At 66.7% G+C, this 25,866-nt stretch carries 24 protein-coding genes; 12 read left to right on the forward strand and 12 right to left on the reverse strand.

Annotation, left to right across the window (positions count from 1 at the left end; translation table 11 throughout):
- Positions 1–38: 38 nt before the first annotated feature.
- From HV786_RS21240 to HV786_RS21265, 6 genes are read left to right on the forward strand one after another with little or no spacing between them, the layout of a single operon-like run.
- Positions 39–1,094, forward strand: coding sequence for an alginate O-acetyltransferase AlgX-related protein (locus HV786_RS21240; protein WP_254599502.1), 1,056 nt, complete (start codon positions 39–41; stop codon positions 1,092–1,094).
- A gap of 9 nt (positions 1,095–1,103) precedes the next feature.
- Positions 1,104–2,684, forward strand: coding sequence for an MBOAT family O-acyltransferase (locus tag HV786_RS21245; protein ID WP_128827733.1), 1,581 nt, complete (start codon positions 1,104–1,106; stop codon positions 2,682–2,684).
- A gap of 24 nt (positions 2,685–2,708) precedes the next feature.
- On the forward strand, positions 2,709–2,948 hold the full coding sequence (locus HV786_RS21250; protein WP_062838589.1) for an acyl carrier protein: 240 nt from the start codon (positions 2,709–2,711) through the stop codon (positions 2,946–2,948).
- A gap of 25 nt (positions 2,949–2,973) precedes the next feature.
- Complete coding sequence (locus HV786_RS21255; protein WP_175211754.1) at positions 2,974–4,467, forward strand: AMP-binding protein; 1,494 nt, start codon at positions 2,974–2,976, stop codon at positions 4,465–4,467.
- Entirely contained in the window at positions 4,464–5,138 is a 675-nt protein-coding gene (locus HV786_RS21260) for an alginate O-acetyltransferase AlgF (RefSeq protein WP_175211756.1), read from the forward strand. Before HV786_RS21255 ends, HV786_RS21260 begins: the two co-directional genes overlap by 4 nt.
- Before the next feature lie 12 nt (positions 5,139–5,150).
- On the forward strand, positions 5,151–6,281 hold the full coding sequence (locus tag HV786_RS21265) for an acyl-CoA dehydrogenase family protein (RefSeq protein ID WP_128827731.1): 1,131 nt from the start codon (positions 5,151–5,153) through the stop codon (positions 6,279–6,281).
- 11 nt (positions 6,282–6,292) lie between these two features.
- Here the strand turns inward: HV786_RS21265 and HV786_RS21270 are convergent, their stop codons facing one another.
- The 5 genes from HV786_RS21270 to HV786_RS21290 all read right to left on the reverse strand — a co-directional run bounded on the left by HV786_RS21270 (position 6,293) and on the right by HV786_RS21290 (position 10,634).
- The gene (locus tag HV786_RS21270) at positions 6,293–7,216 is read right to left on the reverse strand and encodes a DUF4434 domain-containing protein (protein WP_420809651.1); all 924 of its coding nucleotides are present in this window, start codon (positions 7,214–7,216) and stop codon (positions 6,293–6,295) included.
- Positions 7,217–7,297: 81 nt separating this feature from the next.
- A complete protein-coding gene (locus HV786_RS21275) occupies positions 7,298–7,711 on the reverse strand; it encodes a YidB family protein (RefSeq protein WP_056322216.1) in 414 nt (137 codons plus the stop codon).
- 128 nt (positions 7,712–7,839) lie between these two features.
- A complete protein-coding gene (locus tag HV786_RS21280) occupies positions 7,840–9,027 on the reverse strand; it encodes a lytic murein transglycosylase (RefSeq protein WP_254599503.1) in 1,188 nt (395 codons plus the stop codon).
- A gap of 50 nt (positions 9,028–9,077) precedes the next feature.
- On the reverse strand, positions 9,078–9,794 hold the full coding sequence (locus HV786_RS21285; protein ID WP_128827728.1) for an MOSC domain-containing protein: 717 nt from the start codon (positions 9,792–9,794) through the stop codon (positions 9,078–9,080).
- Positions 9,795–9,809: 15 nt separating this feature from the next.
- Positions 9,810–10,634 (reverse strand): ferritin-like domain-containing protein, encoded by an 825-nt coding sequence (locus HV786_RS21290; RefSeq protein ID WP_175211760.1) that lies wholly within the window; start codon positions 10,632–10,634, stop codon positions 9,810–9,812.
- 96 nt (positions 10,635–10,730) lie between these two features.
- Between HV786_RS21290 and HV786_RS21295 the strand changes: the two genes are divergently transcribed.
- Positions 10,731–11,864 carry a GNAT family N-acetyltransferase gene (locus HV786_RS21295; protein WP_128827727.1) on the forward strand — a complete coding sequence of 378 codons (1,134 nt, stop codon included), beginning with the start codon at positions 10,731–10,733 and terminating at the stop codon, positions 11,862–11,864.
- A 47-nt stretch (positions 11,865–11,911) separates the two neighbouring features.
- Here the strand turns inward: HV786_RS21295 and HV786_RS21300 are convergent, their stop codons facing one another.
- Both HV786_RS21300 and HV786_RS21305 read right to left on the reverse strand, forming a co-directional pair.
- On the reverse strand, positions 11,912–12,382 hold the full coding sequence (locus tag HV786_RS21300) for a cyanophycin metabolism-associated DUF1854 family protein (RefSeq protein WP_056322203.1): 471 nt from the start codon (positions 12,380–12,382) through the stop codon (positions 11,912–11,914).
- A gap of 23 nt (positions 12,383–12,405) precedes the next feature.
- A complete protein-coding gene (locus HV786_RS21305; protein ID WP_128827726.1) occupies positions 12,406–14,691 on the reverse strand; it encodes a cyanophycin metabolism-associated ABC transporter in 2,286 nt (761 codons plus the stop codon).
- A gap of 259 nt (positions 14,692–14,950) precedes the next feature.
- Here HV786_RS21305 and cphA (HV786_RS21310) point away from each other — a divergent pair, with 259 nt between their 5' ends.
- From cphA (HV786_RS21310) to HV786_RS21330, 5 genes are all read left to right on the forward strand, one after another.
- Positions 14,951–17,566 (forward strand): cyanophycin synthetase, encoded by a 2,616-nt coding sequence (gene cphA / locus HV786_RS21310; RefSeq protein ID WP_128827725.1) that lies wholly within the window; start codon positions 14,951–14,953, stop codon positions 17,564–17,566.
- A 62-nt stretch (positions 17,567–17,628) separates the two neighbouring features.
- The gene (gene cphA, locus HV786_RS21315) at positions 17,629–20,199 is read left to right on the forward strand and encodes a cyanophycin synthetase (protein WP_128827724.1); all 2,571 of its coding nucleotides are present in this window, start codon (positions 17,629–17,631) and stop codon (positions 20,197–20,199) included.
- A gap of 545 nt (positions 20,200–20,744) precedes the next feature.
- A complete protein-coding gene (locus HV786_RS21320) occupies positions 20,745–20,945 on the forward strand; it encodes a CsbD family protein (protein WP_006218180.1) in 201 nt (66 codons plus the stop codon).
- Positions 20,946–20,972: 27 nt separating this feature from the next.
- Positions 20,973–21,137 carry a DUF1328 domain-containing protein gene (locus HV786_RS21325; RefSeq protein ID WP_006389411.1) on the forward strand — a complete coding sequence of 55 codons (165 nt, stop codon included), beginning with the start codon at positions 20,973–20,975 and terminating at the stop codon, positions 21,135–21,137.
- 74 nt (positions 21,138–21,211) lie between these two features.
- Positions 21,212–21,550 (forward strand): BON domain-containing protein, encoded by a 339-nt coding sequence (locus tag HV786_RS21330; protein WP_056322192.1) that lies wholly within the window; start codon positions 21,212–21,214, stop codon positions 21,548–21,550.
- Between the two features lie 91 nt (positions 21,551–21,641).
- On the opposite strand, the gene HV786_RS21335 is transcribed toward HV786_RS21330, so the two are convergent.
- The 5 genes from HV786_RS21335 to HV786_RS21355 form a co-directional block, all read right to left on the reverse strand.
- Positions 21,642–22,514, reverse strand: a complete 873-nt coding sequence (locus HV786_RS21335; protein ID WP_128827723.1) for a PhzF family phenazine biosynthesis protein — start codon at positions 22,512–22,514, stop codon at positions 21,642–21,644.
- 74 nt (positions 22,515–22,588) lie between these two features.
- Positions 22,589–24,013, reverse strand: coding sequence for a 4Fe-4S binding protein (locus tag HV786_RS21340; protein ID WP_128827722.1), 1,425 nt, complete (start codon positions 24,011–24,013; stop codon positions 22,589–22,591).
- A 40-nt stretch (positions 24,014–24,053) separates the two neighbouring features.
- Positions 24,054–24,902 (reverse strand): FTR1 family iron permease, encoded by an 849-nt coding sequence (locus HV786_RS21345; protein ID WP_128827721.1) that lies wholly within the window; start codon positions 24,900–24,902, stop codon positions 24,054–24,056.
- A gap of 14 nt (positions 24,903–24,916) precedes the next feature.
- The gene (locus HV786_RS21350; protein ID WP_056322182.1) at positions 24,917–25,240 is read right to left on the reverse strand and encodes a cupredoxin domain-containing protein; all 324 of its coding nucleotides are present in this window, start codon (positions 25,238–25,240) and stop codon (positions 24,917–24,919) included.
- Positions 25,241–25,272: 32 nt separating this feature from the next.
- Positions 25,273–25,809: an iron transporter gene (locus HV786_RS21355; RefSeq protein ID WP_128827720.1), complete on the reverse strand. Its 537-nt coding sequence runs from the start codon at positions 25,807–25,809 to the stop codon at positions 25,273–25,275.
- Between the last annotated feature and the right edge of the window lie 57 nt (positions 25,810–25,866).

Here is a 25,866-nt window from a genome sequence, read left to right on the forward strand (position 1 = left end):
GCCCGGAGGCCAGCGGCCCGGACGTCAGCGGCCACCGGCTGACCGCATGGGTGGTGGCGCTGCTGCTCGCCGTCGGCCTGGGATGGGGCGGCTGGCGGCTGGCGCAGGCGCGCATCGGCGCGGTTGCCGTGTCGCCGTCCGCCTGGCTGGATGGCTCGGCCGGCGCCGCGCTGAACAAGGCGCTGGCATTGCCGCGCCAGGCCGACGTCGACACCTGGAACGCGGCCTTGCGCTACCGCCTCTTCGGCGACCTGGGCGCGCAGGTTGCGATGGGCTGCCCGCAGTGGCTGTTCTACCGCGACGGACTGCGGCCGCCGCCGGGCGTCCATGTCTTTGACGAACGCCTGCGCCTGATGCGGCATTGGGTGCGCGAGCTGCGCGCCAAACAGGTCCAGGTGCTGGTGGTGGCGGTGCCGGACAAATCGCGTATCGAGGCCGGCCAGCTTTGCGGCCTGCCGGTGTCGCAACCGATGCGCCGGACGCTGGACGCCTGGCAGGACGCGTTGCGCGCGGACGGCGTGCCCTTCGTGGACCTGCGCGACGCGCTGCTGGCCGCCCCCGCGCCGCGCTTTTTCCGAACGGACGTGCACATGAACGCGCAGGGCGCGCAGGCCGCCGCCACGCGCGTGGCCGAGGCCGCCCTGCCGCTGCTGAACGGGCCGGGCACGCAGGTCTTCAAGACCGGGCCCGCGTCCGCGCCGCAGCCGCGCATGGGCGACCTGATCGTGCTGGCTGGGCTGGAAAACGCCCCGCCCGGATGGCGGCCCACGCTGGAAGAGGTGTCCGAGGCGAAGATCGAACCCGTGCGTAGCGGCGGCCTGCTGGATGAAACGCCGCCCGTCGAGGTGCTGCTGGCGGGCAGCTCAAATGGCCGCCGCAGCCAGTTCGCCGAACGCCTGGGCATGGGGCTGTCGCGCGAAGTCTGGAACATGAGCCTGGATGGCGGGCAGTTTTCGGGCGCGCTGACGATGGCGCTGGGCCAGCGCGCGCAATGGCCCGCCAGCCTGAAGCTCGTCATCTGGGAGTTCTCGGAGAACGCCCTGTCGCTGCCGCTGACCGCGGACGAACAAGCCCTGCTGGCCCGCATTCCGTAGCGAACCAAGATGCTATTCAATTCCTACCTGTTCCTCTTGATCTTCCTGCCCGTGACGCTGGCGGTGTATTACGCGCTGGGACCGCTGAACGTGCGTCTTGCGGCGCTGTGGCTGTGCCTGACCTCGCTCGTCTTCTACGGCTGGTGGAATCCGCAGTTTGTCGTGCTGCTGGCCGGTTCCATCGCCTTCAACTACATCGTCAGCCAGCTGATACTGCACTACGCCGGGCGGCCCCGGCTGCAGGGCCTGATCGTGGGGCTGGGCGTGGGCGCGGACCTGGCGCTGCTGTTTCACTACAAGTACTTCGCGACGCTGCTCAACTTCCTGAACGACCTGGGCATGACCGCGGCGTCGGCGGACGACATCATCTTGCCGCTGGGCATCTCGTTCTTCACCTTCACGCAGATCGGCTATCTGCTCGATTGCAAGGCGGGCGTCGTGAAAGAGCGCAGCCTGCTCAGCTATGTGCTGTTCGTGACGTTCTTTCCGCACCTGATTGCCGGCCCCATCCTGCACCACAAGGAGATGATGCCGCAGTTCGCCCAGCCGGAAAATTACCGGTTCCGGGCCGAGAATTTGTCGGTGGGCGCAATGCTGTTCGTGATCGGGCTGGCCAAGAAGGTGCTGCTGGCCGATGGCATCGCCCCCTATGCCGACGCGGGCTTTGCGGCGCCGGGCGAGCTGCAGTTCTTCGGCTCGTGGGGCGCGAGCCTGTGCTACGCCCTGCAGCTGTATTTCGATTTCTCGGGCTATTCGGACATGGCGCTGGGCCTGGCGAAGATGTTCGGCATCCGCTTCCCGCTGAACTTCAATTCGCCCTACAAGGCGGGCAACATCATCGAATTCTGGGCGCGCTGGCACATGACGCTGACGCGCTACATCACCGCGTACCTGTACTACCCGGTGGCGGTGGCCGTGAACAAATGGCGCACGAATCGCGAATTGCCGGTCGGCTCCGCCGGGCTCAAGACCCTGGGCGGTTTTGCGGGCAGCATCGCGCTGCCGACCCTGTTCACGATGACGCTGGCGGGCGTGTGGCACGGCGCGGGCTTTCAGTTCGTGGTGTTCGGCCTGCTGCATGCCATGTACCTGTCCGTGAACCACGCCTGGCGCATCTTCGTCGTGGGCCGCAAGCCCGCCGCCGCCCGCAACACGCACGCCGCCACGCGCGCGCTGTGCGTGCTCATCACTTTTGTCGCGGTGCTGGTCGCGCAGGCATTTTTCCGCGCGAACGGCGTGGGCGACGCGATGCTGCTCGTGCAGGGCATGGTCGGCGCGCGCGGCGTCGAGCCGCTGGACCTGTCCGCCCACGTTGCCGGCCTGGCCTTTGGCGACGCCTGGCGCGTCATCGCCGGCCACCACATGCAGCTCATCTATGCTGTCGTGCTGCTAGCCATCGCATGGTTCGCACCCAATTCGCATCAGATCCTGGGCCGGTGGTCGCCCGCCCTGTTCAAGCCCAACGAGGCACCGCAGCCCTACCTGCGCTGGCGCCCCAACCTGGCTTGGACGGCGGTGATGCTGGTGCTGCTGGTTTTCTGCCTGGCCAACCTGCACAAGGAAGCCCGGTTTCTCTATTTCCAATTCTGACCCTGCAAGGTCGCGGAGCATGACATGGACATCAACGCTATCGAAGCCAAAGTGGCGCAACTGGTCGAAGGCATCATCCTGACGCAGGTCGATCCGGACACGCTGCTGATCGAATCGGGGCTGGTCGACTCGCTGGCGGCGGTGGACGTGGCGCTGGCGGTCGAGCGCGAGTTCGGCTGCAAGATCCCGCCCACCGAGATCGACGTGCACCTGGAATCGGTGCACACGCTGGCCGCCTTCATCGCGGAACACCGCCGCGCCTGACGCGCCGCCACCGGAGGGCCGGACCATGCGTTTCGACTTCAATGCCTTCGACTTCGCCGACACGCAGGCGGGCGCGGACGCCATCGCCGTCGTGGACGCGCGTGGGCCGACGTCCTGGGGCGCGCTACGCGCGGCCACCGACGCCTGGGAACACGCCGCGCGGCAGGCCGGCGCACACGCCGATACGCCGCTGGTAATTTCCGGCCACAAGGAGACGGCGTTTCTGGTGGCCATGCTGGGTTGCCTGAGACTGGGCGTGCCCTTCGTGCCGGTCGACGTCATCAACCCGCCCGAGCGCATCGCGCGCATCGGCGAACTGGTGCGCGCCGGCCTGCGCTACGACGCGCAAGCGGCGCGTTTTACCGCCACGCAGGCCCAGGCTGCAGCGCTGCAAGAGAAAGACCTCGCCTACGTCATGTTCACGTCCGGCAGCACGGGCGACCCGAAGGGCGTGCAGATCGGCCGCGAAAGCGTGTCGCGCTTTGCCGGCTGGATCTCGGACTGCCTGGCGCTGGGCGCGGCGCCGGTCTTCATGGACCAGATGCTCTTCAGCTTCGATTTCTCGCTGTTCAACTGGGTTGGCGCGCTGGCGCTGGGCGGCACCTGCGTGCTGTGTCCGCGCGAGACCATCGCCGAGCGCGATGCCTTCGTGCAGTACCTGGCCGACACCCGCATCAGCGTCTGGGCCTCCACGCCCTCCTTCGTGCGGCAGCAATTGTTCAATCCCGATTTTGATCATGCCCACCTGCCGGACCTGCGCGTCTTCGTCTTCGGGGCCGAATCGCTAACGCCTGCCCTGGCCGAAGAACTGTGGCAGCGCTTTCCGCAGGTGCGCATCGTCAACTCCTACGGCCCGACCGAGGCTACCTGCTCGACCACCTGGGTCGAAATCGATCCGGCGCTGCGCGCGGCGGCGCCCAACCCGTTTCCCATCGGCCGCGCCAAACCGTATGCCGAGGTTTTCATCGACAACGGCGAGATCAGCATCGCGGGCGATCACGTCATGCGCGGCTACCTGAACCGGCCGGATCTGAACGCCACGCGCATGTTCACGCGCGGCGGCAAGCGCGGCTACCGCACGGGTGACCTGGGCGAGATCGACGCGCAAGGGCTGATCACGTTCCGCGGCCGCATCGACGACCAGATCAAGCTGCACGGCTACCGCATCGAACTGGCGGAGATCGACGCGGCCATCGCCGCCCTGCCCGGCGTGCGCGCCGGCGCGACGGTGGCGCTGCGCCGCCCCGACGGCGCCATTGTCCGGCTGATCGGCTTTGCAGAACCGGCAGGCAGCGGCGACGGCCCGCATGCCCCCTCCAGCGGATTGCAGCCGCTGCCGGCCGGACTGGCGGACTGGAAGCACACGCTGGGCCGCCGCCTGCCCCCCTACATGATTCCCTCGGAGCTGGTGGCCTGCCCGCGCTTTCCCACCACCAGCACCGACAAGGCGGACCGCAAGCAGCTCGAACGGCTGTACCTTGAAACGCGCCTCAGCAAGAAACCGGAGCCGCAAGCATGACTCGCACCTCTTTTCGCCTGGCCCTCACCCTAACGATGGCGACCTGCGCCGCCAGCGCCGCCGCCGAAGGCGTGCTGGCGCAACTGTATGCGGCCAGGCCGCCCGCAGGATCCTCGTTCGTGCGGGTGGTCAATCCGCACGTGAATCCGCTGCAGGCTCAGGTCGCCCAAGGTCCGGTCCAGGAGATCGGCCCCGACCGGCAAGCCACCACCTACGCCATCGTGAAGGGCAACCAGCCCTTTGATGTGCGCATCGACGGCAAGCTGGCCGGCACGCTGCAGGTGGCGCCCGACACGTTCAGCACGCTGGTGCCGCGGCGCGACGGCGGCAGGCTATCCTTCAGCGTCATCGACGATAGCGCCGGCGCGCAGGATGCGCTGAAGGCCGAGCTGCGCTTTTACAATCTGGCGACGGACTGCCCGGCCGGGCAGTTGTCCGTCAGCCCGTCTGGCCCCGTCCTGTTCAAGGACGTCGGGCCCGGCGCGTCCACCGCGCGCGCGATCAATCCGGTCAGCGCGACGCTGGCCGCCGGCTGCGGCGCCGCCGTGTCCAAAGCGTTGCCGCTGCCGGCCTTGCAACCCGGCGACCATTACAGCCTGTTCCTGACCGGCACGCCCGAAGCCCCCGTGCTGCGCGGGCAAGCCAGCGGCACGGACCCGTACAAGAAATAGGAAGACACCGTCATGCGCCGCGTATTCCGGGAAGACCACGAACTCTTTCGCGACCAGGTCAAGCGCTTCATTGCCAGCGAGATCGCACCCCACTATGCCGAGTGGGAAGCCGCCGGCGTGACGCCGCGCGCGCTGTGGCGGCGCGCGGGCGAAGAGGGGTTGCTCAACTGCGCGCTGCCCGACCCCTATGGAGCGGGCGGCGACTTCGGTCATGCGGCCGTGGTGATCGAGGAACTGGCCCGCGCGAACTTCCTGGGCGTCGGCTTTTCGATCCATTCCGACATGGTCGCGCCGTACCTGATGAACGTTGGCACAGACTCGCAGAAGCAGCGCTGGCTGCCCGCCATGACGCGCGGCGAGACCATCGGCGCCATCGCGCTGACCGAGCCCGATGCAGGCAGCGACCTGAAGGCCGTGCGCACCCGCGCGCGGCGCGATGGCGACCACTTCGTACTGAATGGGCAGAAGACCTTCATCACCAATGGCGTGAACGCGGGCCTGGCCATCGTGCTAGCCAGCACCGATCCGGACCTGGGCGCGCGCGGGCTGTCGCTCTTCTGTGTAGAGGAAAACCTGCCCGGCTTTACGAAGGGCGGGCCGCTGCACAAGATCGGCCAGCACAGCCAGGACACCTGCGAGCTCTTCTTCAACGATGCGCGCGTACCGGCCGATTGCCTGCTGGGTCCGCTCAACCAGGCGTTCGAGATCATGACGCGCGAACTGGCGCGCGAACGCCTGGCCATTGCGCTACGCGCGGCAGCCTCGCAGGAAGGGATGCTGGACGAGGCCGCGCAGTACACGCGCGAGCGCAAGGTGTTTGGCCGCCGCGTGATCGACTACCAGAACACGCGCTTCAAGCTTGCGAACGCACGCGCGCAGAGCGTCATGCTGCGCGTGTTTTTGGACGATTGCCTGGCGCGCATGATGGAAGGCGAGCTGGACGCCACGACGGCGGCCATCGCCAAGCTCAATGCGACCGAGATGCAGGGCCGCATATTGGACGACCTGCTGCAGTTGTACGGCGGGTATGGCTACATGGCGGAATACGGCATCGGCCGCGCCTGGGCCGATGCGCGCGCGCTGCGCATCTTCGGGGGCACGAGCGAGGTCATGCTGGAAATCATCGGCCGCAGCTTCAATTGACGCGGCGCGCGTCAGACGCGCGCGTCCATCCAGGCCTGCATCAAGGCCTGCGCCTCGGGCGTATCGCCGATCACCCACGGGTCCAGCGCGAAAGCCACGATGCGCTTGGCGCCATAGCCGCGCGCGACCTCCCATTGCTCGTACACCCGGGGGAACTCGGCCGAACGGGCCTTGAACGTCGAGCCGTCAGTCGCGCCTGACGGCAGTTCCTCGAAGAGCTCCAGGATCAGGTCGAAAGACGCGCGGCGTTCCAGCAGCATGTCGTGCAGCGGCGCCAGCGCGCGCAGATTGTCCATCCCCGCCACGCCCACGCCATCCTGGATCATGGGATGGATACCCACGTGGTCCAGAATGCGGCTCCACAGCGTCGCCAGCGACCCATTGCCCGGCAGCCGGCTGAAATAGGTAGAGATGCAGGGCACGCTGCTGCTGGTGTCCTGCGCCGCGCGCGACAGCGCGTCCAGCCACGGCATCAGCAGCGACTGGCGCTCGGCGGACGCCCAGTTGTACTGTTCCAGCTCATACGGCAGATACCATCCGCGGAAGGCGCGGCGCTGGTTCCAGCCGGATTCGCGCATGTACGCGATGCCGCGCTCGCGTGTCTGGTCCAGGAAGGCGGCCAGCGCGGGGATGTCGGCGCGGGCCAGCACGTCCCACCAGCGCTGGTCATACGGCAGGCCGACGTGAATGCCCAGGCCCTGGTGCGCGGCTTCGTCGAACAGCGTGTCCAGCAGCGCGCCGGGCGCCATCCAGTCGTCAGGCCGCCCGCCCTCCAGGCCGGTCCATTGCAGGAAGATCTCGCGGCTGCCCAGCCGCCGGAAGCTGCGCAGCCGCAGACGCCAGTCGTCAGCCGTCAGGTCCGCGTGGCTGCGCCAGAGCTGCAGGAACGTGGCATTTACGGAAACGGGCGGCGAGCATGCCGCCAAGGGCGCCAGCGCGCCGAGGGCCAGCGCCTGAAACAGGCGCCGGCGCAGGGGGGACTTGAGCTGCGGATGTTCCAGAAGACTGCCCTGCCCTTATCCGCGGTTGCCGAAGATGCCCGAAAGCGAACCCAGCAGATCGGCCGGGTTGAAGGATTGGCCGGGTTGCACCGCGCCGTCAGGCGTGGCCTTATCGACCAGTTGCGGCAGCAGGGCCGACAGGGAATCCAGCACGGCGCTCTCGTCTTGCCCCGTCTTGGCGGCCAGTTCGTTCACGACGCCGGGATCCAGCACGGCGCCGAGCTGGCTCGGGCTGACGGGCAGGTTCTGACCCGTGCCCACCCATGACGCCACGACTTCGCCCAGTCCGCCCTTCTGGAAGCTGGCGATCAGCCCGGTCAGGCCGCCGGGGTACTTGTTCAGTTGTTCGATCAGCGCGGGCAGCAGCGAGGCCGATCCGCCTTGCTGACCGCCGCCGGCCATCGAGGCCAAAGTGTCCAATAGGCTCATTGCCGCGCTCCTGAAAAAGTCGGGAAATCAGTATAGGCCCATGAAAAGCGCGGTGTGCGTCAATGCTGTTGCCGCCGGCGACGACTTTGCAAAAGTTGTAAATCGCGCGCGTGGCCACGCGATCCGGTTCATCCTTTGGCCGGGGCCGCCGATGCCCGCAGCGCCTTCAACGCCTTTTGGCCCGCGCGCCCGTCCGGCGGCAGTCCCAATTCGCGCTGGGCGGCCTGCAAGGCCTGGCGCGTGCGGGCGCCGATCATGCCGTCGGGTTCGCCCAGGTCGTAACCCCGGGCGATCAAGAGGCGCTGCAGCTCGCGCCGCTCGGCGCGCGACAGGCCAGGATCGTCCGTTGGCCAGGCCTGCAATAGCGGACCGCCGCCCCGCAAACGGTCTGACAGATGCGCGATCGCCAGCGCGTAGCTTTCGGCCGCGTTGTACGAATACAAGGCGTCGAAATTGCGCGTGACGAGGAACGCCGGGCCGTTGCGGCCGGCCGGCAGCAGCAGCCCGGCCGGGGTGTCGCCCGCCGGCAACGCCTGCCCGTCGGCGCGCGTCACGCCCTGTCTGGCCCACGCGGACATCGGGCGCTTGTTCTTGCGGCCTGCCCCGGACGTATCCAGCCCGGCCGGCAGCTTGACCTCATAGCCCCAGGCCAGCCCCGGATTCCAGCCCGCACGCTTGAGGAAGTTGGCCGTCGACCCCAGCGCATCCGGCACGCTGTCGACGAGATCCCGGCGGCCATCGCCGTCAAAGTCAACCGCCAGCCGCAGGTAAGTGGACGGCATGAACTGGGTCTGACCAAACGCGCCCGCCCAGGATCCGACAAGACGCTCGGGCGCGATGTGCTCGTCCTGGATGATCTTCAGCGTGGCAAAGAACTCGCCGCGGAAATACGCCTGCCGCCGGCCGTAGCACGACAGCGTGGACAGCGAGGTCAGCAACGGCCGGCCGCCCAGCGTGCGGCCGAAATTGCTTTCCACGCCCCACACCGCGGCGATGGTGGCCGGGTCCACGCCATAGCGCACCGAGGCCCGGTCCAGCTCGGCCTGCCAGCGCGCCATGCCGGCCTGCCCGTCGGCCACGCGCTCGTCGTCCACCAGGCCCGCCATGTAGTCCCAGATGGGCGTCTTGAATTCCGGCTGCGCGTCCAGCAGATCGATCACCGCCATGTCGGGCACAAGCTGGGCGGTATGCGTGTCGAACGTCGCGCCCGAGACGCCGGCCTTCAAGGCGGGCGCCCGCAGTGTTGACAGGCAGGCGGCAAAGGAGTCGGCGGCCAGCGCCGCGGGCGCGGGCAGGATCAGCACGGCGGTCGTCATTGCGGCGGTCGTCACCGCGGCGCGGGCTCGCGCGCCGCTCAACAGGGATTTCATGCTTGGGATTCCTTGGGAGGTGCGATCGCGGCATCGCCTTGCAGGCGCCGCGTCCAGTCTTCGACTTCACCGGCACGGGCGCGCTTTTCAAACAGCGCACGCCAGTTGGGCGACAGTTCCGGCAGCGCCGCAAGCGCGTGCAGCACGTCGGGATCGAGCACCCGGCGATTCAGGATGTCCTGCACGCGCGCCAGCGTCCATTGCGGATGCGGCCGCTCCGCAAGCGTGAGGGTGTCGCCAGCCGACAGCCAGCCCGTCTGCAGCACGCGGTAATACCAGCCCGTCATGCCGCTGGCCTGAACCTGCGCGGCCATGCCCTTGTGCTGGAACCGGTGGTCCAGTTTCCAGCATGGCTGGCGCGCCTGCGACACCTGGATCAGCGCCGTGCCCGCGCGATAGGTGTCGCCCACGCATACGTCGCTTTCGGTCATGCCGGTCGTGGAAAGATTTTCGCCGAAGGCGCCGGGCGCACGCAGCACGGCGCGTTCGCCCAGCGCCTGGCGCCACGCGGGATAGTGGTCGCGCGCATAGTGATGCAACGCCTTTTCCGGGCCGCCATGAAAGCGCCGGTCCGCCTGTTCGTCCCCGTCCAGCCCTTCCAGGCCCAGCCAGCGCCGTTCGGCAACCGGCTGCTTGTCGATGCCGCTGTCGCGTCCCGAATCGCCCAGCGGCCGCACCTCGCCCGTCAGCAGGGCGTCGATCGTGATGTTCATCTTTCCGTCTTCCAATCAGCCGGCCTGCAGCGCGGCAAGCTCGTCGTCGTCGAATCCAGCGGCGCGCCGCGCCTCCAGGTTGAAAGGGCCACGCAGGCGAGGCGCCTGGTAGCGCGCCGCCAGTTCGGCGTAGCAGGCGACCGGCTCCTTGCCCGCCAGCGCGCACTGCTGCTTGTACCAATGGTTGCCGATCGCGACATGGCCGATTTCGTCGCGCAGGATGATGTCCACGATGGCGGCGCTTTGCGCATCGCCCGCGCCCGCCAGTTTGTTCCGGATCATGGGGGACGCGTCCAGGCCGCGCGCCTCGAGCGTGCGCGGCACCAGCGCCAGGCGCGCCAGCAGGTCGTCTTGCGTGCGCTCAGCCATGTCCCACAAGCCGTTGTGCGCGGGGAAGTCGCCGTAGGCGAATCCCAGCGCGTCCAGCCGCTGGCGCAGCAGGTCGAAATGCAGCGCCTCTTCGCGCGCCACGCGCAGCCAGTCGCGGTAGAACGCCTCGGGCATGCCGGCAAAACGCCACATGATGTCCAGCGCCAGGTTCACGGCGTTGAACTCGATGTGGGCCAGCGCGTGCAAGAGCGCCGCGCGGCCCTCCTGCGTGGCCATGGAACGCTGGCTGACCTGGGCCGGCGGGACCAGTTCGGGCCGCGGCGGGCGGCCGGGCAATCCCGCGACCGGCGCAAAGACGCGTGCGCAATCGAGCCGCGCATCGTCGGCAATGGCGCGCACGCGCGCCAGCTTCTCGGACCATGCCGTGGCGGCCAGCGCCGCCAGCGCCTGCGCGCGGATGCAACGCGCATCGTCCTCCTGCCCGCCGGGGGCCGTCTTGCTGCTGTCCATGTTGCCGTCATTCCCGGGCGCCGCCTGGGCGCCTCAAATCCCTGTCATTGCCATGGCTTGCACGCCAGGCGTTGCCGAAGACTTTATCATTCGCGGATGGATCCCTTGCGCCTTACCTTGGAAACCGATCTGTCCCGCATCGACGCCCGGCAATGGGACGCGCTGGCCGGGGATCAGCCTTTTCTGCGCCACGCCTTTCTGCTGGCGCTGCACGAGACCGGCTGCGCATCGCGCCAGACGGGCTGGGCGCCGCATTTCATGGCGCTGTGGCGGGACGATGTGCTGGCCGGTGCGGTGCCGCTCTACCTGAAGTCGCATTCGCGCGGCGAGTATGTGTTCGACTACGCGTGGGCCGACGCCTTTCAGCGGCACGACATGCGCTACTACCCGAAGCTGTTGTCGGCCATCCCGTTCACGCCGGTCACCGGCCCGCGGCTGTTGGCGGCCAACGACGAAGACCGCGCGACGCTGGTGCGCGGGCTGGTCGCGTTTGCCGAAGAGGTCAACGTGTCGTCGCTGCACCTGCTGTTTCCCATCGACGCCGACGTGCGCGCGTTGCGGGAAGCCGGCTTCATGATCCGCGAGAGCGTGCAGTTTCACTGGACCAACGCGGGCTACGCCGACTTCGACGCGTTCCTGTCCGCCATGAGCCACGACAAGCGCAAGAAGATCCGCCAGGACCGCAAGAAGGTCGCGGCCGCCGGCCTCGCGTTCCGCTGGCTGCGCGGCGGCGAAATCGGCGTGAAGGAACTGGATTTCTTCTACAGCTGCTACTGCCGCACCTACTTCAACCACGGCAACCCGCCCTACCTGAGCCGCGAGTTCTTCGAGCAGGCGCATCGCGACCAGCCCGACGCCTTCGTGCTGATCCTGGCCGAACGCGACGGCGAGCCGGTGGCGTGCGCCCTCAACCTGGCGGGCGGCGAGGCCCTGTACGGGCGCTACTGGGGTGCGACGGAATACGTGCCGGGTCTGCATTTCGAGACGTGCTACATGCAGTCGATCGCGTATTGCATTGCGCATGGGATCGCGCGCTTTGAAGGCGGCGCGCAGGGCGAACACAAGATGGCGCGCGGCCTGCTGCCCACGCCGACGTGGTCAGCGCACTGGGTGGCGCACCCGGGTTTTGCCGAGGCGATCCAGAACTTCCTGGATGAGGAAACCGCGGCAGTGACGGACTATCTGGGAGAGCTGGAATCGCATACGCCCTTCAAGGGGCGAGGTGACTGACGTCGGCAGCGGCGTCAGTCACCGGCACAAGCCAGACCGCCTTGCCGTCAGAGGAAGCGGTCCAGCAGCTTGCGGCTGTGTTTGTCCAGCGACTGGATGTCGCGCACCAGATAGAAGATGCCGTGGTTGTCGGCGATGAGCAGCGTCTGCGCGGACAGGCGGCGGATGTCTTCTTCGCCGCGCAGCGTGAACGAGGTCGCGCCGCGGTCGGTCTCGACCTTCCAGACGCTGGGCGTGGCGTAGGTGGACACGCTGGTCAGCTTGCGGATCTCGGGCATGAACTCGCGGCTGGCGAGTTCTTCTTCGATCAGGGCGCGCGGCTCGGCGGGGACGTCGGACAGGTGTTCGATCCACAGCAGCTCGTGCCCGTCGCTGGTCACCAGCGACAGGCCGCGGCCCGCCTCGCTGATCGGGAAGGCGCGCACCGGCAGGACGCCTTCATGCGACTCGCCGTCGGCGGACTGGAACTCCAGGCGGCCAAAGGCGTTGCGGCGCAATTGAAAGAACGGCAAGGTCATGGCGAGGTTATTCCGTTTCCGCGTCAGGCCACGGCGGCCATGTCTTCGCTGCCCGACGCCTGGGCGTCGGCTTCCGCCTGGCGCGCCTGCGCCTGATAGAGGCGGTAGTAGGCGCCCTCGCGGGCCATCAGTTCTTCGTGCGGGCCCTGCTCCACGATCTGGCCGCGGTCCAGGACCACCAGGCGGTCGGCCTTGCGCAGCGTGCTCAGGCGGTGCGCGATCGCAATCGTGGTGCGGCCGCGCACCAGGTTGTCCAGGGCCTTCTGAATCTCTTTCTCGGTCGTGGTGTCCACCGACGACGTCGCTTCGTCCAGGATCAGGATGCGCGGGTCGATCAACAGCGCGCGCGCGATCGAGATGCGCTGGCGTTCGCCGCCCGACAAGGCCTGACCGCGTTCGCCCACCAGCGAGTCGTAGCCGTGCGGCAGGCGCAGGATGAACTCGTGCGCATGCGCGGCGCGCGCCGCGGCCACGATCTCGTCACGGGTGGCGTCAGGCCGGCCGTAGGCGATGTTCTCGGCAATGGTGCCAAAGAACAGGAACGGCTCCTGCAGCACCAGCCCGATATTGCGGCGGTAGTCGGCCACGCGGACCGAACGGATGTCGGCGCCATCGACCAGCACCGCGCCTTCGGATACGTCGTAGAAGCGGCAGATCAGGTTGATCAGCGTGCTCTTGCCGGAACCGCTGTGTCCCACCAGCCCGATCATTTCGCCCGGCGCGATAGTCAGGTTCAGCCCGCGTATGACCTGGCGGTTGCCATAGCGGAAACCGACGTCGCGCAGTTCGATGCGGCCATTGATGTGCGGCAGCTTGGCGGGGTTTTGCGGCTCGGGCACGCTGGACACATGGTCCAGGATGTCGAAAATGCGCTTGGCGCCAGCAGCGGCCTTTTGCGTGACCGACACGATGCGGCTCATGGAATCCAGGCGCATGTAGAAACGCCCGATATACGCCAGGAACGCGGCCAGCACGCCCACGGTGATCTGCTTTTGCGAGACCTGCCAGATGCCGAAGATCCACACCACCAGCAAACCGACTTCGGTCAGCAGCGTGACGGTGGGCGAGAACAGCGACCACGTGGTGTTGACGCGGTCGTTGACTTCCAGGTTGCGGTTGTTGGCTTCGCGAAAGCGCGCGACCTCGCGTTTTTCCTGCGCAAACGCCTTGACCACGCGGATGCCGGGAATGGTGTCGGCCAGCACGTTGGTGATCTCGGACCAGATGCGGTCGACTTTTTCGAAGCCGTGGCGCAGGCGGTCGCGCACGGCATGGATCATCCAGATGATGAACGGCAGCGGCACCAGCGTGACCAGCGCAAGCCACGGATTGATGCTGATCAGGATGACCGCCGTCATGGCGATCATGAGGATGTCGGTGGCGAAATCCAACAGGTGCAGCGACAGGAACACGCAGATGCGGTCGGTTTCGCTGCCGATGCGCGAGATCAGGTCGCCGGTGCGCTTGCCGCCGAAATACTCAAGCGAAAGCTGCTGCAAGTGCGCGTAAGTGGTGGTGCGCAGATCGGCCCCGATACGTTCGCTGACCCAAGCCAGAATGTACGTGCGTGCCCAGCCCAGCCCCCACGCCAGGATCGCCGATCCCAGCAGACCGCCCAAATACAGGCGCACCAGGCTGTAATCGATGGGTGCGCCGTTCTGAAACGGGATCAGCACGTCGTCCATCAAGGGCATGGTCAGGTACGGCGGCACCAGCGTGGCCGCGGTGCCCAGCAATGTCAGCAGAAAGCCGGCAAACAGCGGGCCGCGATAGGGCCGCGCAAACCGCCACAACCGCAGCAGCGCCCAGGTGGTCGACGGCGCGGCCTGTTCCTGGTTGCAGGTTGGACATTCTTCCTCGCCCGCAGGAATGACGTTATTACAGATGGTGCAGGTGCGCTCTTCCAGCGCTTCGGCCTGTTTGCCCGACAAACGGATGGACTGCTGGGTTTCAAACTGCACCAAAAGCCGCAACGCCGCTGGATTGCACGCCAGCGTGAACCGCCAGACGGCAAGGCGCCCGCTGTCGTCATGCAGTTCCAGCCCGGCGGCGCCGGCATGGTCGCTGAGGGATAGCTTCAGTTGGGGGCCATATGGCCAGGATTCCCAACCGGAATCGTCGGGAAGACGGGCGACCAGCCGTTTATCGGTGACGGCGACCAGTCCCGGCTGGAACTTCAAACGCTGATCGAGGTCTATTTCGACCCAGGCCAGAAGGGTTTCGTCATCCGCCAGTTCGGTGCGGATTTCATCCCGCCAGCGGGCAGGAAATGCGTCGGCAAGGCCGGAAAGCAGGTTTGGTTTTTTCATTGGAACGCATACCGGGCCAGAACTCTGCCCTACTAGGCGGCAACCGGTTTGACGCCAGCGGCGGCAAACGTGTCCCTTCCTTACAACACAACGAGTTCACGCCATGAAGGCGTCGTATAGTATCAGCCGATTTTTCTAATTAGGAACATCTGGGATCCCCCACTCGTTGGCATTATTCTTAAGGCGCAACCCCAATAAAATCGCGGTCTTGCATAGGGGCGTCCGCGCGTGCCAACCTGCTTCTCGAGCGAATTAAAACATGAAAAAGAAAGACATTGAATTTATCGATGTCGTGGCTTTGCGCGGCCCGAACATTTGGACGTATCGTCCGGTCCTTGAAGCATGGGTGGATATCGGCGAACTGGAGGACTACCCCTCCAACACGATTCCCGGATTTTATGAGCGCCTGAGCGAATGGCTGCCGACCCTGATCGAGCACCGGTGCAGCCCCGGCGTGCGAGGCGGTTTTCTGGCCCGCCTCAAAGAAGGCACCTGGCCCGGCCACATTCTCGAGCACGTCACGCTTGAACTGCAGAACCTGGCGGGCCTGCGCGGCGGCTTCGGCAAGGCGCGCGAAACCTCCAAGCGCGGCGTCTATAAAGTCGTTGTGCGCGCCTGGCAGGAACAGGTTACCCGCACCGCGCTGAACGAAGCGCGCGACCTCGTCATGGCCGCCATCGAGGACCGCCCGTTCGACGTGTCCGCCACCATCGCCAAGCTGCGCAGCCTGGTCGACCGCCACTGCCTCGGCCCCAGCACGGCCTGCATCGTGGACGCGGCCGACGACCGCGACATCCCTTATATCCGCCTTTTTGAGGGCAACCTCGTCCAATTCGGCTACGGCTCGGCGCAACGCCGCATCTGGACGGCCGAGACCGATCGCACCAGCGCCATCGCCGAGGGCATCTCGCGCGACAAGGACCTGACCAAGGAACTGCTGTCGACCTGCGGCGTGCCGGTGCCCGAAGGGCGCCTGGTCGACAGCGAGGAAGACGCCTGGGACGCCGCCGAAGACATCGGACTGCCCGTGGTGGTCAAGCCCTACGACGGCAACCATGGCCGCGGCGTCTTCACCAACCTGACGACCCGCGAAGAAGTGGTGTCGGCTTACCGCGTCGCCGTGGACGAAGGCAGCGGCGTCATCGTCGAACGCTTCGTGCTGGGCAACGAACACCGCCTGCTGGTGGTGGGCAACCGCATGGTCGCCGCTGCCGCCGGCGAACCGGCGTGGGTCACGGGCGACGGCAAGTCCACGGTCACCGAACTCATCGACAGCCAGATCAACACCGACCCGCGCCGCGGCCGCACCGAGAACCATCCGCTCAATTTTGTGCGCCTGGATTCCGCCGCCCGGCTGGAAATCGCGCGGCAGGGCCTGACCGAAGACAGCGTTCCGCCCGAGGGCCAGCGCGTGCTGGTGCAGCGCAGCGGCAACGTCGCATTCGACGTGACCGACCGCGTCCACCCCAGCGTCGCGGCCACCGTGACGCTCGCGGCACGCATCGTCGGCCTGGACATTGCCGGCGTGGACCTGGTGGCCGAAGACATCACGCGCCCCCTGGACGAACAGCGCGGCGCCATCGTCGAAGTCAACGCCGGCCCGGGCCTGCTGATGCACCTGAAGCCCGCCGACGGCGCGCCGCGCCCGGTGGGCCGCGCCATCGTCGATCACCTCTTCCCCGAGGGCGAGGCTGGCCGCATTCCCATCGTCGGCGTGACCGGCACCAACGGCAAGACCGTCGTCGCCCGCCTGGTGGCGCGCCTCTTGCACCTGTCGGGCAAGCGCACGGGCCTGGCGTGCAGCGAAGGCCTGTATCTGGACCGCCGCCTGGTGCAAAAGGGCGACCGCGCCGACTTCGCGTCGGGCACGCGCCTTTTGATGAACCGCAACGTGGACGCCGCCGTCATCGAGAACGACAGCGGCGTGATCCTGGGCCAAGGCCTGGCCTACGACCGCTGCCAGGTCGGCGTCGTCACCAACATCGATGACGGCGACCATCTGGGCGACTACGACATCAACGAAACCGAGCGCCTGTTCAACGTGTTCCGCACGCAGGTCGACGTCGTCCTGCCCGATGGCGTGGCCGTGCTGAATGCACGCGATCCGCGCGTGGTCGAAATGGCCGAGCTCTGCGACGGTTCCGTCATCTTCTTTGGCATCGATCCCGCCCTGCCCGCCATCGTGCAGCATCTGGCCCAGGACGGGCGCGCGGTGTTCGTGCGCGACGGCAGCATCGTGCTGGCCCGAGGCAGCCATGAGGAACGCCTGGCCGACGTCGCCGCCATTCCGCTGACGCACGGCGGCCGCGTGGCCTTCCAGGTCGAGAACGTGCTGGCGGCCGTGGGTTCGGCCTGGGCGCTGGACATTCCCGTTGAATTGATCCGCGCCGGCATCGAGACCTTCGATATCGATCAGGCGGATGCCCCGTGGCAGTTCACGCTGTTCGAGCGCAATGGCGCGACGGTCGTCGTGGACGACGTGCATAACGCGTCGGCGCTGCGCCCGCTGATCGCCGCCATCGACCAGTTTCCTTCCGGCAAGCGCGCCGCGGTCTACTCGGCCGGCGCGGACCGCCGCGATGCGGACCTGATCGAGCAAGGCAAGCTGCTCGGCGACGCATTCGACCGCGTGGTCCTCTACGACGACACGACGGTGCGCAGCAAGCGTCCCGAGGGCGAGGCGCGCGCGCTGTTGCGCCAGGGCCTGGCGCAGGGCAGCCGCGTCAAGGACATCCAGGAAGAGCCTGACCACGGCAAGGCCATCGCCAGCGTGCTCGATGGCATCGGAAGCGGCGACTTCGCTCTGCTGCAGTCCGACGAGGCGTTCTCCGGCCCGACCATCGACCTGGTCCGCCGCTGGATCCAACAACACTGACACTACTCCGCTCGCGTCCGCCCCCAGTGGCGGACGCGCGCCAGACGACAGGAAACCCTGCCATGGAAGTCTCCCGTATCCGAGCATTGCGCGGCCCCAACCTGTGGAGCAAGAACACCGCCATCGAGGCCATCGTGTCTTGCGGCGATGCCGAATGCTCCATCGATAACCTGCCCGAGTTTGAAGCGCGCCTGCGCGCGCGCCTGCCGCAGACCGGATTGCTGCGTCCCGAAGGCCATCAGGACGCGGTGTCCATCGCGCACGTGCTGCAGATCGTTGCGCTGACGATGCAGGCGCACGCCGGCTGCCCCGTCACGTTCGGCCGCACTGCCTCCACCATCGAGCCCGGCGTGTTCCAGGTCGTGGTCGAGTACAGCGAAGAAGAAGTCGGCAAGCTGGCAATGGAACTGGCTCAGGACCTCGTGCGCGCCGCGCTCGATGACACGCCGTTCGACATCGCCGACGCCTTGAAGCGCCTGCGCGAACTGGACGAAGACGTCCGCCTGGGACCCAGCACCGGCTCCATCGTGAACGCCGCCACGGCGCGCAACATCCCGTACCGCCGCCTGACGCAAGGCAGCATGGTGCAGTTCGGCTGGGGCAGCAAGCAACGCCGCATCCAGGCCGCGGAAACCGATCTGACCAGCGCCATCTCGGAATCCATCGCGCAGGACAAGGACTTGACCAAGATGCTGCTGGACGCCGCCGGCGTGCCGGTGCCGATGGGCCGTTCCGTGACCAGCGCCGAAGAGGCCTGGGAAGCGGCGCAGGAACTGGGCGGTCCGGTCGTGGTCAAGCCGCGCGACGGCAGCCAGGGCCGCGGCGTCGCGGTCAACATCGAGACCCGCGAGCGGGTGATCCAGGCCTTTGAAGTGGCCGAGGAAATCAGTTCCGAGGTCATCGTCGAACGCTACATTCCCGGCCACGATTTCCGACTGCTGGTGGTCGGCGGCGCGCTGGTGGCGGCCTCGCGCCGCGATCCCCCGCAGGTCACGGGCGACGGCCAGCACACGATCCGCCAACTCGTCGACCAGGTCAACGCCGACCCTTTGCGCGGCGATGGCCACGCCACGTCCCTGACCAAGATCCGCTTTGACGACATCGCCCTGGCGACGCTGAAAAAGCAGGGCTTTGACGCCGATTCCGTGCCGCCCTCCGGCACCCTGATCTTCCTGCGCAACAACGCCAACCTCAGCACGGGCGGCTCGGCCACCGACGTGACCGACGAAGTCCACCCGGAAATGGCGGCGCGCGCGGTGTCTGCGGCCCGCATGATCGGCCTGGATATCTGCGGCGTGGACGTGGTGGCCGAAAGCGTGCACTACCCGCTCGAAGAGCAGCACGGCGGCGTGGTCGAGGTCAACGCCGCGCCCGGCCTGCGCATGCACCTGAATCCTTCGTTCGGCAAGGGCCGCGCGGTGGGCGAAGCCATCATCGCCAACATGTTCGCGGACGGCGAGGACGGCCGCATCCCGGTCGTGGCCGTCGCGGGCACCAACGGCAAGACCACCACGGTGCGCCTGACCGCGCATCTGCTGGGCGTGGCCGACAACCGCGTGGGCATGACGAATTCGGACGGCGTGTACGTGGACAACCTGCGCATCGACACCGGCGACTGCAGCGGCCCGCGCAGCGCGCGCAGCGTGCTGATGCATCCGGACGTGGACGCCGCCGTGTTCGAAACCGCGCGCGGCGGCATCCTGCGCGAAGGGCTGGCGTTCGACCGCTGCAACGTCGCCATTGTCACCAACATCGGCATGGGCGATCACCTGGGGCTGGGCTACATCAGCACGGTCGAGGACCTGGCCGTGGTCAAGCGCGTGATCGTCCAGCATGTGCATCCGAGCGGCATGGCGGTGCTGAACGCCGCCGATCCGATCGTGGCCGAAATGGCTTCGAGCTGCCCGGGCTCGATCACCTACTTTGCCGAAGACCGCAATCATCCCGTGCTGGCCACGCACCGCGCGCAGGGCCTGCGATCGGTGTACCGCGATGGCGATGCCATCGTGGCGGCGCAGGGCGCCGACGAAGTGCGCTTCCCGCTGGCCGAGATTCCGCTCACCCGCAACGGCACGATCACCTTCCAGGTCGAAAACGCGATGGCGTCGATTGCGGCGGCATGGGCGCTGAACCTGGGCTGGGACGTCATCCGCCGCGGCCTGGCCACGTTCGTCAACGATGCGCAGACGGCGCCCGGCCGCTTCAACGTGTTCGATTACCGCGGCGCGACCGTGATCGCCGACTACGGCCACAACCCCGACGCCATCCAGGCGCTGGTGCGCGCGGTGGACGCCATGCCGGCCAAGCGCCGCTCGGTCGTCATCAGCGGCGCGGGCGACCGCCGCGACGAAGACATCCGCATGCAGACCGAGATCCTGGGCGCCGCCTTCGACGACGTGCTGCTCTACCAGGATCAATGCCAACGCGGCCGCGCGGACGGCGAGGTGCTGGCCTTGCTGCAGCAGGGCCTGGTGGGCGCCAGCCGCGCCACGCACATCGACGAGATCCACGGCGAGTTCCTGGCGATCGACACGGCGCTGTCGCGCCTGAACCCGGGCGATCTGTGCCTGATCCTGGTCGATCAGGTGGAAGAAGCGCTGGCGCATATCGCCCAGCGCATCGCGCAGCCCTGACCGGGTCGCGGGACAAAGACGGGGCGCTCAGGCGCCCCGTTTTTTTGTCCTGATCGCCTTAGCCGTGCGGCGCGACCACGGGTGCCGAAGCCTGGTACCTGTCGGTCACATGGGTGCATCCCACGGCAGCCATGGCGCCCAGCGCCAGCAAGATCGCGCTGCAAAGTCGTTTCGTCATGCGGGCTTTCTCCCTTCGGGTGTGTCGAACCGCCAGCCGGTTCCTCGTGGACTATACCGGCCCGGGGACCGCCCGGCCACCCGCGCCATTGCTGGCGTTCGAGCGGATCGGTTACCAGCCGCGCTCAAAAGGGGTCAAATCGTTGCTCAAATGTAACTCGGCCCTATCGCTCCCGGGATGCGATTTCTCGTCTCAAACACGGGGCTTTTTCCACATTGGCGCAGTTACATTTCTCCACAGCGTCGTTTGACAGCCCCAGGGGGCGACTCGTAGCTTAGAACCTAGCTGATCAGTACCCAACACACCGCGTCAGGGCAGCTTCATAGGCCATGAACCTGCCGCCGCACGTAACCAGAGAGAGGTCACCATGAACAACGACATCATCGCCGGAAAGTGGAAGCAACTGACGGGCAAGGCCAAGGCGGCTTGGGGTGAACTCACCGACGACGAGCTGACCCGTACCGAGGGCAATGCCGAACGCCTGGCTGGTCTGATCCAGGAGCGCTACGGCAAGACCAAGGACGAGGCGCAAAAGGAAGTCCGGGATTTCTTCGACCGTAATCCCTGATCTACATAAACACCAGGAGAAGCTGTCATGTTGCATTACGCCGTAGTTTTCTTCGTCATCGCGATCATCGCGGCTGTCCTGGGTTTCGGCGGCATCGCCGCCGGCGCCGCGGGGATTGCCAAGATCCTGTTCTTCGTCTTTCTGGTTCTGGCACTGCTGTCCATTCTGGGCGGCGCCTTCCGCAAGAAATAGAACGAGCACCTGAACGTTTTTAGTTAGTCATTGCGTCTCGAACGCGCTGAACACCAATAAAAAGGAGCATTACTATGGAAATTCGCAAGCTGATCGCCGCCGCCGCACTGGGTACGGGCGCTGTCTTCACTTCCATGGCTTTTGCCGCCGACGACGGCAAGCCGAAACAGTCCGTGGGTGAATACGCGTCCGACGCCACCGTGACCACCAAGGTCAAGGCCGCCTTCGTGGCCGACAAGCAACTGAGCGCCCTGGAAATCGCTGTTGAAACCAACAACGGCGTTGCCACGCTGACCGGTACCGTCGGCACCGCTGCCGAAGCGGATCATGCCGCGACGGTCGCCCGTGGCGTCGAGGGCGTGAAGCAGGTCAAGAACAACATCAAGGTTGATCCTGCCAAGAACCGCAAGTAATCAGGCAACGAACTTTCGACGCCGGATTTGAGAACGGCGCCTGTGCAAACACAGGCGCCGTTTTCACGTGCGCGATCTGAAAGGGTCGGGGCTAGAGCGTGACCGTCCCTCGCCCGATTTCCAGCGCGCGTCCGCCCACCAGGATGCGGCCGTCTGCCGGGACATCGAGCAGCAGGCGGCACGGACGGCCGGTCTGGTCGCCCTGCTCGACCAGCACGCTGGCCGGCAGCGCCGCCTTGCGATAGAGCAGCCAGCCGCCCAGGTTGGCGCAGGCCGAACCGGTGCCGGGGTCTTCGTTGATGCCGCCGCCGGGCTTGGCATAGAAGTAGCGGGACACCACTACCTGCCGCCCCGCCTGAACATTGCCTTCGTCGAAGGCGAACAGATACATCGTCTTGCGCCCCAGGGCGCTGGCCTGCCAGCGGCTCAGCAGCGATACGTCCGGCACCGCGCGGCGCACTGCATCCACGTTGGCAACCGGCACGAGCAACTGGTCCGCGCCGGTGTCCACCCAGATCGGGTCGGCTGCCAGGTCCTCCTCCGACAGTCCCGCCAGTTCCGCGATGCCCGCGCGGTCCAACGCTGGCGTGGCCGTGCGGACGCCGTCCGGACAAGGCGCGGTGAAGGTCCATGCATCGCCCTGGGCGGTCATGGGCACGACGCCCGCCTGAAACTCCAGCGTCACCGCGTCTTCGGCCTGCCGCAGTTCACGCACGACCTGCGCGGTGCCGATGGCCGGATGCCCGGCAAACTTCATTTCAAAACCCGGTGTGAAGACGCGTACGCGCGCGTCGGCCCGCTCGGACGGCAGGATGAACGTGGTTTCGGACAGATTGAATTGCGCCGCGAGATTGAGCATGGTGGCGTCATCCATGCCGCGGGCGTCTTCAAAGACACAAAGCTGATTGCCGCTGAACGTCGAATCGGCAAAGACGTTGAGAAGTCGGAACGCGTAAGAGGCCATGGCGAAAATCTGAAGGGAAAACGCCGGCAGCGCCGGCGCGGTCCCCAACTTTATCGCAGCGCTGGCACGCCCGCTTACCAGACCGCGAAGAACAGCACCCACGCCAGGCAGAACGGCGCCAGGCCTGCCGCCAGCACCAGGCCCGCGCCGATCTTGCGCGCCATGCCAACCGGACGCGTGTTCAACAGGCGGGCGTAAAGACGCAGCGTCCACAGCACCGCCAGCGTCAGCAGCGTGAACCGGACCGGCGTCGCCCATGCCGCCTGCACGCCTTCATGCTTGAGCAGCGTGATCGTCGTGGCGGACAGGCCCAGGAACACGCCAATGCCGGCCGACGGGATCAGCGCCTGCGCCAGCTTGTGCAAGCCGGCCCGCCCCCAGCGCGATACAGGTGCATGGGCAGCATGGGAATTGAGGGGCGCCTGCGGCACGGGTGCGGCGGGCGCAATGCGGTCCGCGATCCACAGCGACAGGAACGTCGCGCCGCCCACGCACACCGTGGCGCCGACGACAAATAGCAGGATACCGGCGCCGTCCAGCCACGAGAAGCTGTCGTTGACGTCGGGGTAATGGGTCAGGATGAACCACGGCGCGTTGTCCATCAGCGGCCACAGGGTGTCGTGCTCGACCAGCCACGTCGCGGCCCACTGCTTGGCCGTCACGAACCAGGGACTGGCGCTCCAGAGGAACGCGCCGATTGCGATGCCCATCAGGCCGAAGCACAGCAACGCCGTTTGCCACGGGTCGCCATCGGCCACGTGCACGATCTCTTCCTCGGGCGAGCGCGGCGTCAGCGCGATGGCGCCGCGATAGCCGCTGCAGCGGCCACAGACGTGGCAGTCGCCCGCGCCCTTCATGTGTCGCAGCGGCACCAGCGGCGCACAGTTGATGGGCTCGATGCGGATGACCGGATGGCGCCACTTCTCTTCGTCGACCTTGAAGTGCCACGGCGCCAGCTTGGCCAGCAGGTTGAACACGCCATTGACCGGGCACAGGTACTTGCACCACACGCGCTTGCTGCGGCCATAGCGCCAGCCGACGATCATGGCCGCCACGGTCGAGCCGCCCAGCACGGCCAGCACCGCCAGCGGGTACTGGTAGACGCTGACGAGCTGCCCGTAGATGGTGGTCAACGCGAAGGCCACGAACGGCCAGCCGCCCCAGCGCATCCATTTCGGAATGGCGCGGCCCTGGCCGCGCTCGCTGGCCCATTCGGTCAGCATGCCTTCCGGACAGAGCCAGCCGCACCAGGCGCGTCCCAGGATCGGCATGGAGATCAGCACGAATGGCCACCACACGCCCCAGAACGCGAACTGCGCCACGACGGTCAGGTTGTTGAACACCGACGCCGCGTTGTCGGGCAGCGGCAGCAGCGCCGGCACGATCAGCAGGAACGCGTACAACGCGACAATGCCCCACTGCAGCTTGCGCAACAGCGGGGCATGGTCACGGAGGAAGTCGGCGATGCGGGAGGTTGCCCTCCCGAGTGCAGCAGCCATGGTCAAACCTTCAAATATTCAGTCCGGAAAAAAACCGGAATCAGGATGCTCCGCGGGCGGCGGCCACGGGAGCGGGCCGTCCGCCCGCCCAGCGCAGCAGCGCCCAGACGATGATCCAGTAAGCCACCCAGAGCAGCACCGAAGTCAACGCAGGCAGCGCGCGGTAACCCGCGAAGTCGGCCAGCACCTTGCCCACGCCCGTGCTGTCGCTGAGCAGCCAGGAACTGTCCCACACCGGGTCCACGAGGGTCGGCAGGACATCCAGGGAAATCAGGTGATCCAGCCCGCCCACCAGCAGCGAGCCGGCCAGGAGCAGCAGCAGGATTTCGGTCACGAAGAAGAAGCGGCGCCACGTGATGAGCTTGCCGCCCAGTTGCAGCAGCCAGAACGTCAGCAGCGCCACGGCGAAACCGGCGACGCCGGCGACGGCCAGCATCAGCATGTCGCCGCCGCCCTCGCCCGCCGACACCGTGCCGTACAGAAACACCACGGTCTCGCTGCCTTCGCGGGCGACGGCGATGGCAACCAGCACCAGGAGGCCCCACCAGTTGTCGTTCGCCACCGAGGCGCGCGCCCCGCTTTCGAGTTCGCCCTTGAGCGTGCGGCCGTGCGTTTTCATCCACACGACCATCTGCACCACCAGCGCGCACGCCGCCAGCGACATGATGGCCTGGAACCATTCCTGGCCTTCATCGCTGAGCCAGGAGGACACGCCCAGCAGCACCAACGCCAGCGCGACGGCCAGCGCCAGCCCGGCCGCGACGCCGCCCCACAGGTAGGGCAGGCCGCGCTTGCCTTCCGGCGTGGCGCGCAGCCAGGTGTACAGGATGCCCACCACGAGCAGGGCTTCGACGCTTTCGCGCCAGACGATGAAAAGTACCTGTTCCATGCTTTGGTGCCGCGTTATTCCTTGGGCTTGACGACCAAGGTGCCTTTCACGCTCTGGTGAAAGTCGTCAAAAAAGGGATACTCGCCCGGACGCGAGATGGTGATGACCACGAAGGATTTCACCCCCGGTCCCAGGACTTTTTCCTTGCGCAGCGGAATGCTTTCGAATTCCACCGGCTCATTGCTTTCATTGATGAGTTCGATCTTGAAGCGGCCCGCCGGGACCTCGAGCGTGGCGGGCTCGAATGTGCCGTCGGGCTTGAACCGCAAGGTGAACGTGGGCAGCTCGTCCGCCTGCGCGGGCGCCATGCCCGCCACGCCGGCCAGGCCGATCAGCATTGCGGCAAGTACGCGAAGCAGGCGGCGCACGATCAGTAACCGCCCTTCTTGCCGGTGCCGGCGTACACGAACTCATATTCCAGGTCGAACGGCTCGAACCAGTCGGCCACCCCGGTTTCCTTGTCGACGTGGCGGCCGAAGTGGCTCATCTTGTTCGCGGTCGGCGGCAGAATCGTGTACTTGAGCTTGTACTTGCCCGGGCCTTCCAGCTTGATGTTTTCGCCGTAGTGCGGGCCGTCGTTGGCGACCATCGGCATGAACGTGCCCTTCTGGACGTTCTGGCTGCCGACCTTCTGGATCTCGTAGTTCACGACCAGGTAAGGCACCCATTCGCCTTCCGGAAAGCCCGTCTTGTTGCCGGCAGTGGCGTGGATGTCGGCCTCCAGGTGCACATCGGAATCCTTGGCCGGACGCATCATTCCGGGCGGATCCATTTCGATCGGCTGCAGGTACACCGCGCCGATTTCCATTCCGCCCTTCTCGACAGGCTTGCCGATGGGGTATTCGGCCGCATGGGCGGCGGACACGCTCAACGCGACAATGGCCAGCGCCAAGGCTTTCTTGATCATGTGCATAATCCTTGAGACACAAAAGAAAATAGCGGCTCTCAAAACACAAACAAGAAC

Origin of the sequence: Achromobacter mucicolens, assembly GCF_902859725.1 — a bacterium.
In the GTDB taxonomy this organism is placed as follows: Bacteria; Pseudomonadota; Gammaproteobacteria; order Burkholderiales; family Burkholderiaceae_B; genus Achromobacter; species Achromobacter mucicolens.

Coding starts and splice junctions, on each gene's coding strand:
- HV786_RS21245 (WP_128827733.1), top strand. CDS start 1,104: ATGCTATTCAATTCCTACCTGTTCCTCTTGATCTTCCTGCCCGTGACG.
- HV786_RS21250 (WP_062838589.1), top strand. CDS start 2,709: ATGGACATCAACGCTATCGAAGCCAAAGTGGCGCAACTGGTCGAAGGC.
- HV786_RS21255 (WP_175211754.1), top strand. CDS start 2,974: ATGCGTTTCGACTTCAATGCCTTCGACTTCGCCGACACGCAGGCGGGC.
- HV786_RS21260 (WP_175211756.1), top strand. CDS start 4,464: ATGACTCGCACCTCTTTTCGCCTGGCCCTCACCCTAACGATGGCGACC.
- HV786_RS21265 (WP_128827731.1), top strand. CDS start 5,151: ATGCGCCGCGTATTCCGGGAAGACCACGAACTCTTTCGCGACCAGGTC.
- HV786_RS21275 (WP_056322216.1), bottom strand. CDS start 7,711: ATGAGCCTATTGGACACTTTGGCCTCGATGGCCGGCGGCGGTCAGCAA.
- HV786_RS21280 (WP_254599503.1), bottom strand. CDS start 9,027: ATGACGACCGCCGTGCTGATCCTGCCCGCGCCCGCGGCGCTGGCCGCC.
- HV786_RS21285 (WP_128827728.1), bottom strand. CDS start 9,794: ATGAACATCACGATCGACGCCCTGCTGACGGGCGAGGTGCGGCCGCTG.
- HV786_RS21290 (WP_175211760.1), bottom strand. CDS start 10,634: ATGGACAGCAGCAAGACGGCCCCCGGCGGGCAGGAGGACGATGCGCGT.
- HV786_RS21295 (WP_128827727.1), top strand. CDS start 10,731: ATGGATCCCTTGCGCCTTACCTTGGAAACCGATCTGTCCCGCATCGAC.
- HV786_RS21300 (WP_056322203.1), bottom strand. CDS start 12,382: ATGACCTTGCCGTTCTTTCAATTGCGCCGCAACGCCTTTGGCCGCCTG.
- HV786_RS21305 (WP_128827726.1), bottom strand. CDS start 14,691: ATGAAAAAACCAAACCTGCTTTCCGGCCTTGCCGACGCATTTCCTGCC.
- cphA (WP_128827725.1), top strand. CDS start 14,951: ATGAAAAAGAAAGACATTGAATTTATCGATGTCGTGGCTTTGCGCGGC.
- cphA (WP_128827724.1), top strand. CDS start 17,629: ATGGAAGTCTCCCGTATCCGAGCATTGCGCGGCCCCAACCTGTGGAGC.
- HV786_RS21320 (WP_006218180.1), top strand. CDS start 20,745: ATGAACAACGACATCATCGCCGGAAAGTGGAAGCAACTGACGGGCAAG.
- HV786_RS21325 (WP_006389411.1), top strand. CDS start 20,973: ATGTTGCATTACGCCGTAGTTTTCTTCGTCATCGCGATCATCGCGGCT.
- HV786_RS21330 (WP_056322192.1), top strand. CDS start 21,212: ATGGAAATTCGCAAGCTGATCGCCGCCGCCGCACTGGGTACGGGCGCT.
- HV786_RS21335 (WP_128827723.1), bottom strand. CDS start 22,514: ATGGCCTCTTACGCGTTCCGACTTCTCAACGTCTTTGCCGATTCGACG.
- HV786_RS21340 (WP_128827722.1), bottom strand. CDS start 24,013: ATGGCTGCTGCACTCGGGAGGGCAACCTCCCGCATCGCCGACTTCCTC.
- HV786_RS21345 (WP_128827721.1), bottom strand. CDS start 24,902: ATGGAACAGGTACTTTTCATCGTCTGGCGCGAAAGCGTCGAAGCCCTG.
- HV786_RS21350 (WP_056322182.1), bottom strand. CDS start 25,240: ATGCTGATCGGCCTGGCCGGCGTGGCGGGCATGGCGCCCGCGCAGGCG.
- HV786_RS21355 (WP_128827720.1), bottom strand. CDS start 25,809: ATGATCAAGAAAGCCTTGGCGCTGGCCATTGTCGCGTTGAGCGTGTCC.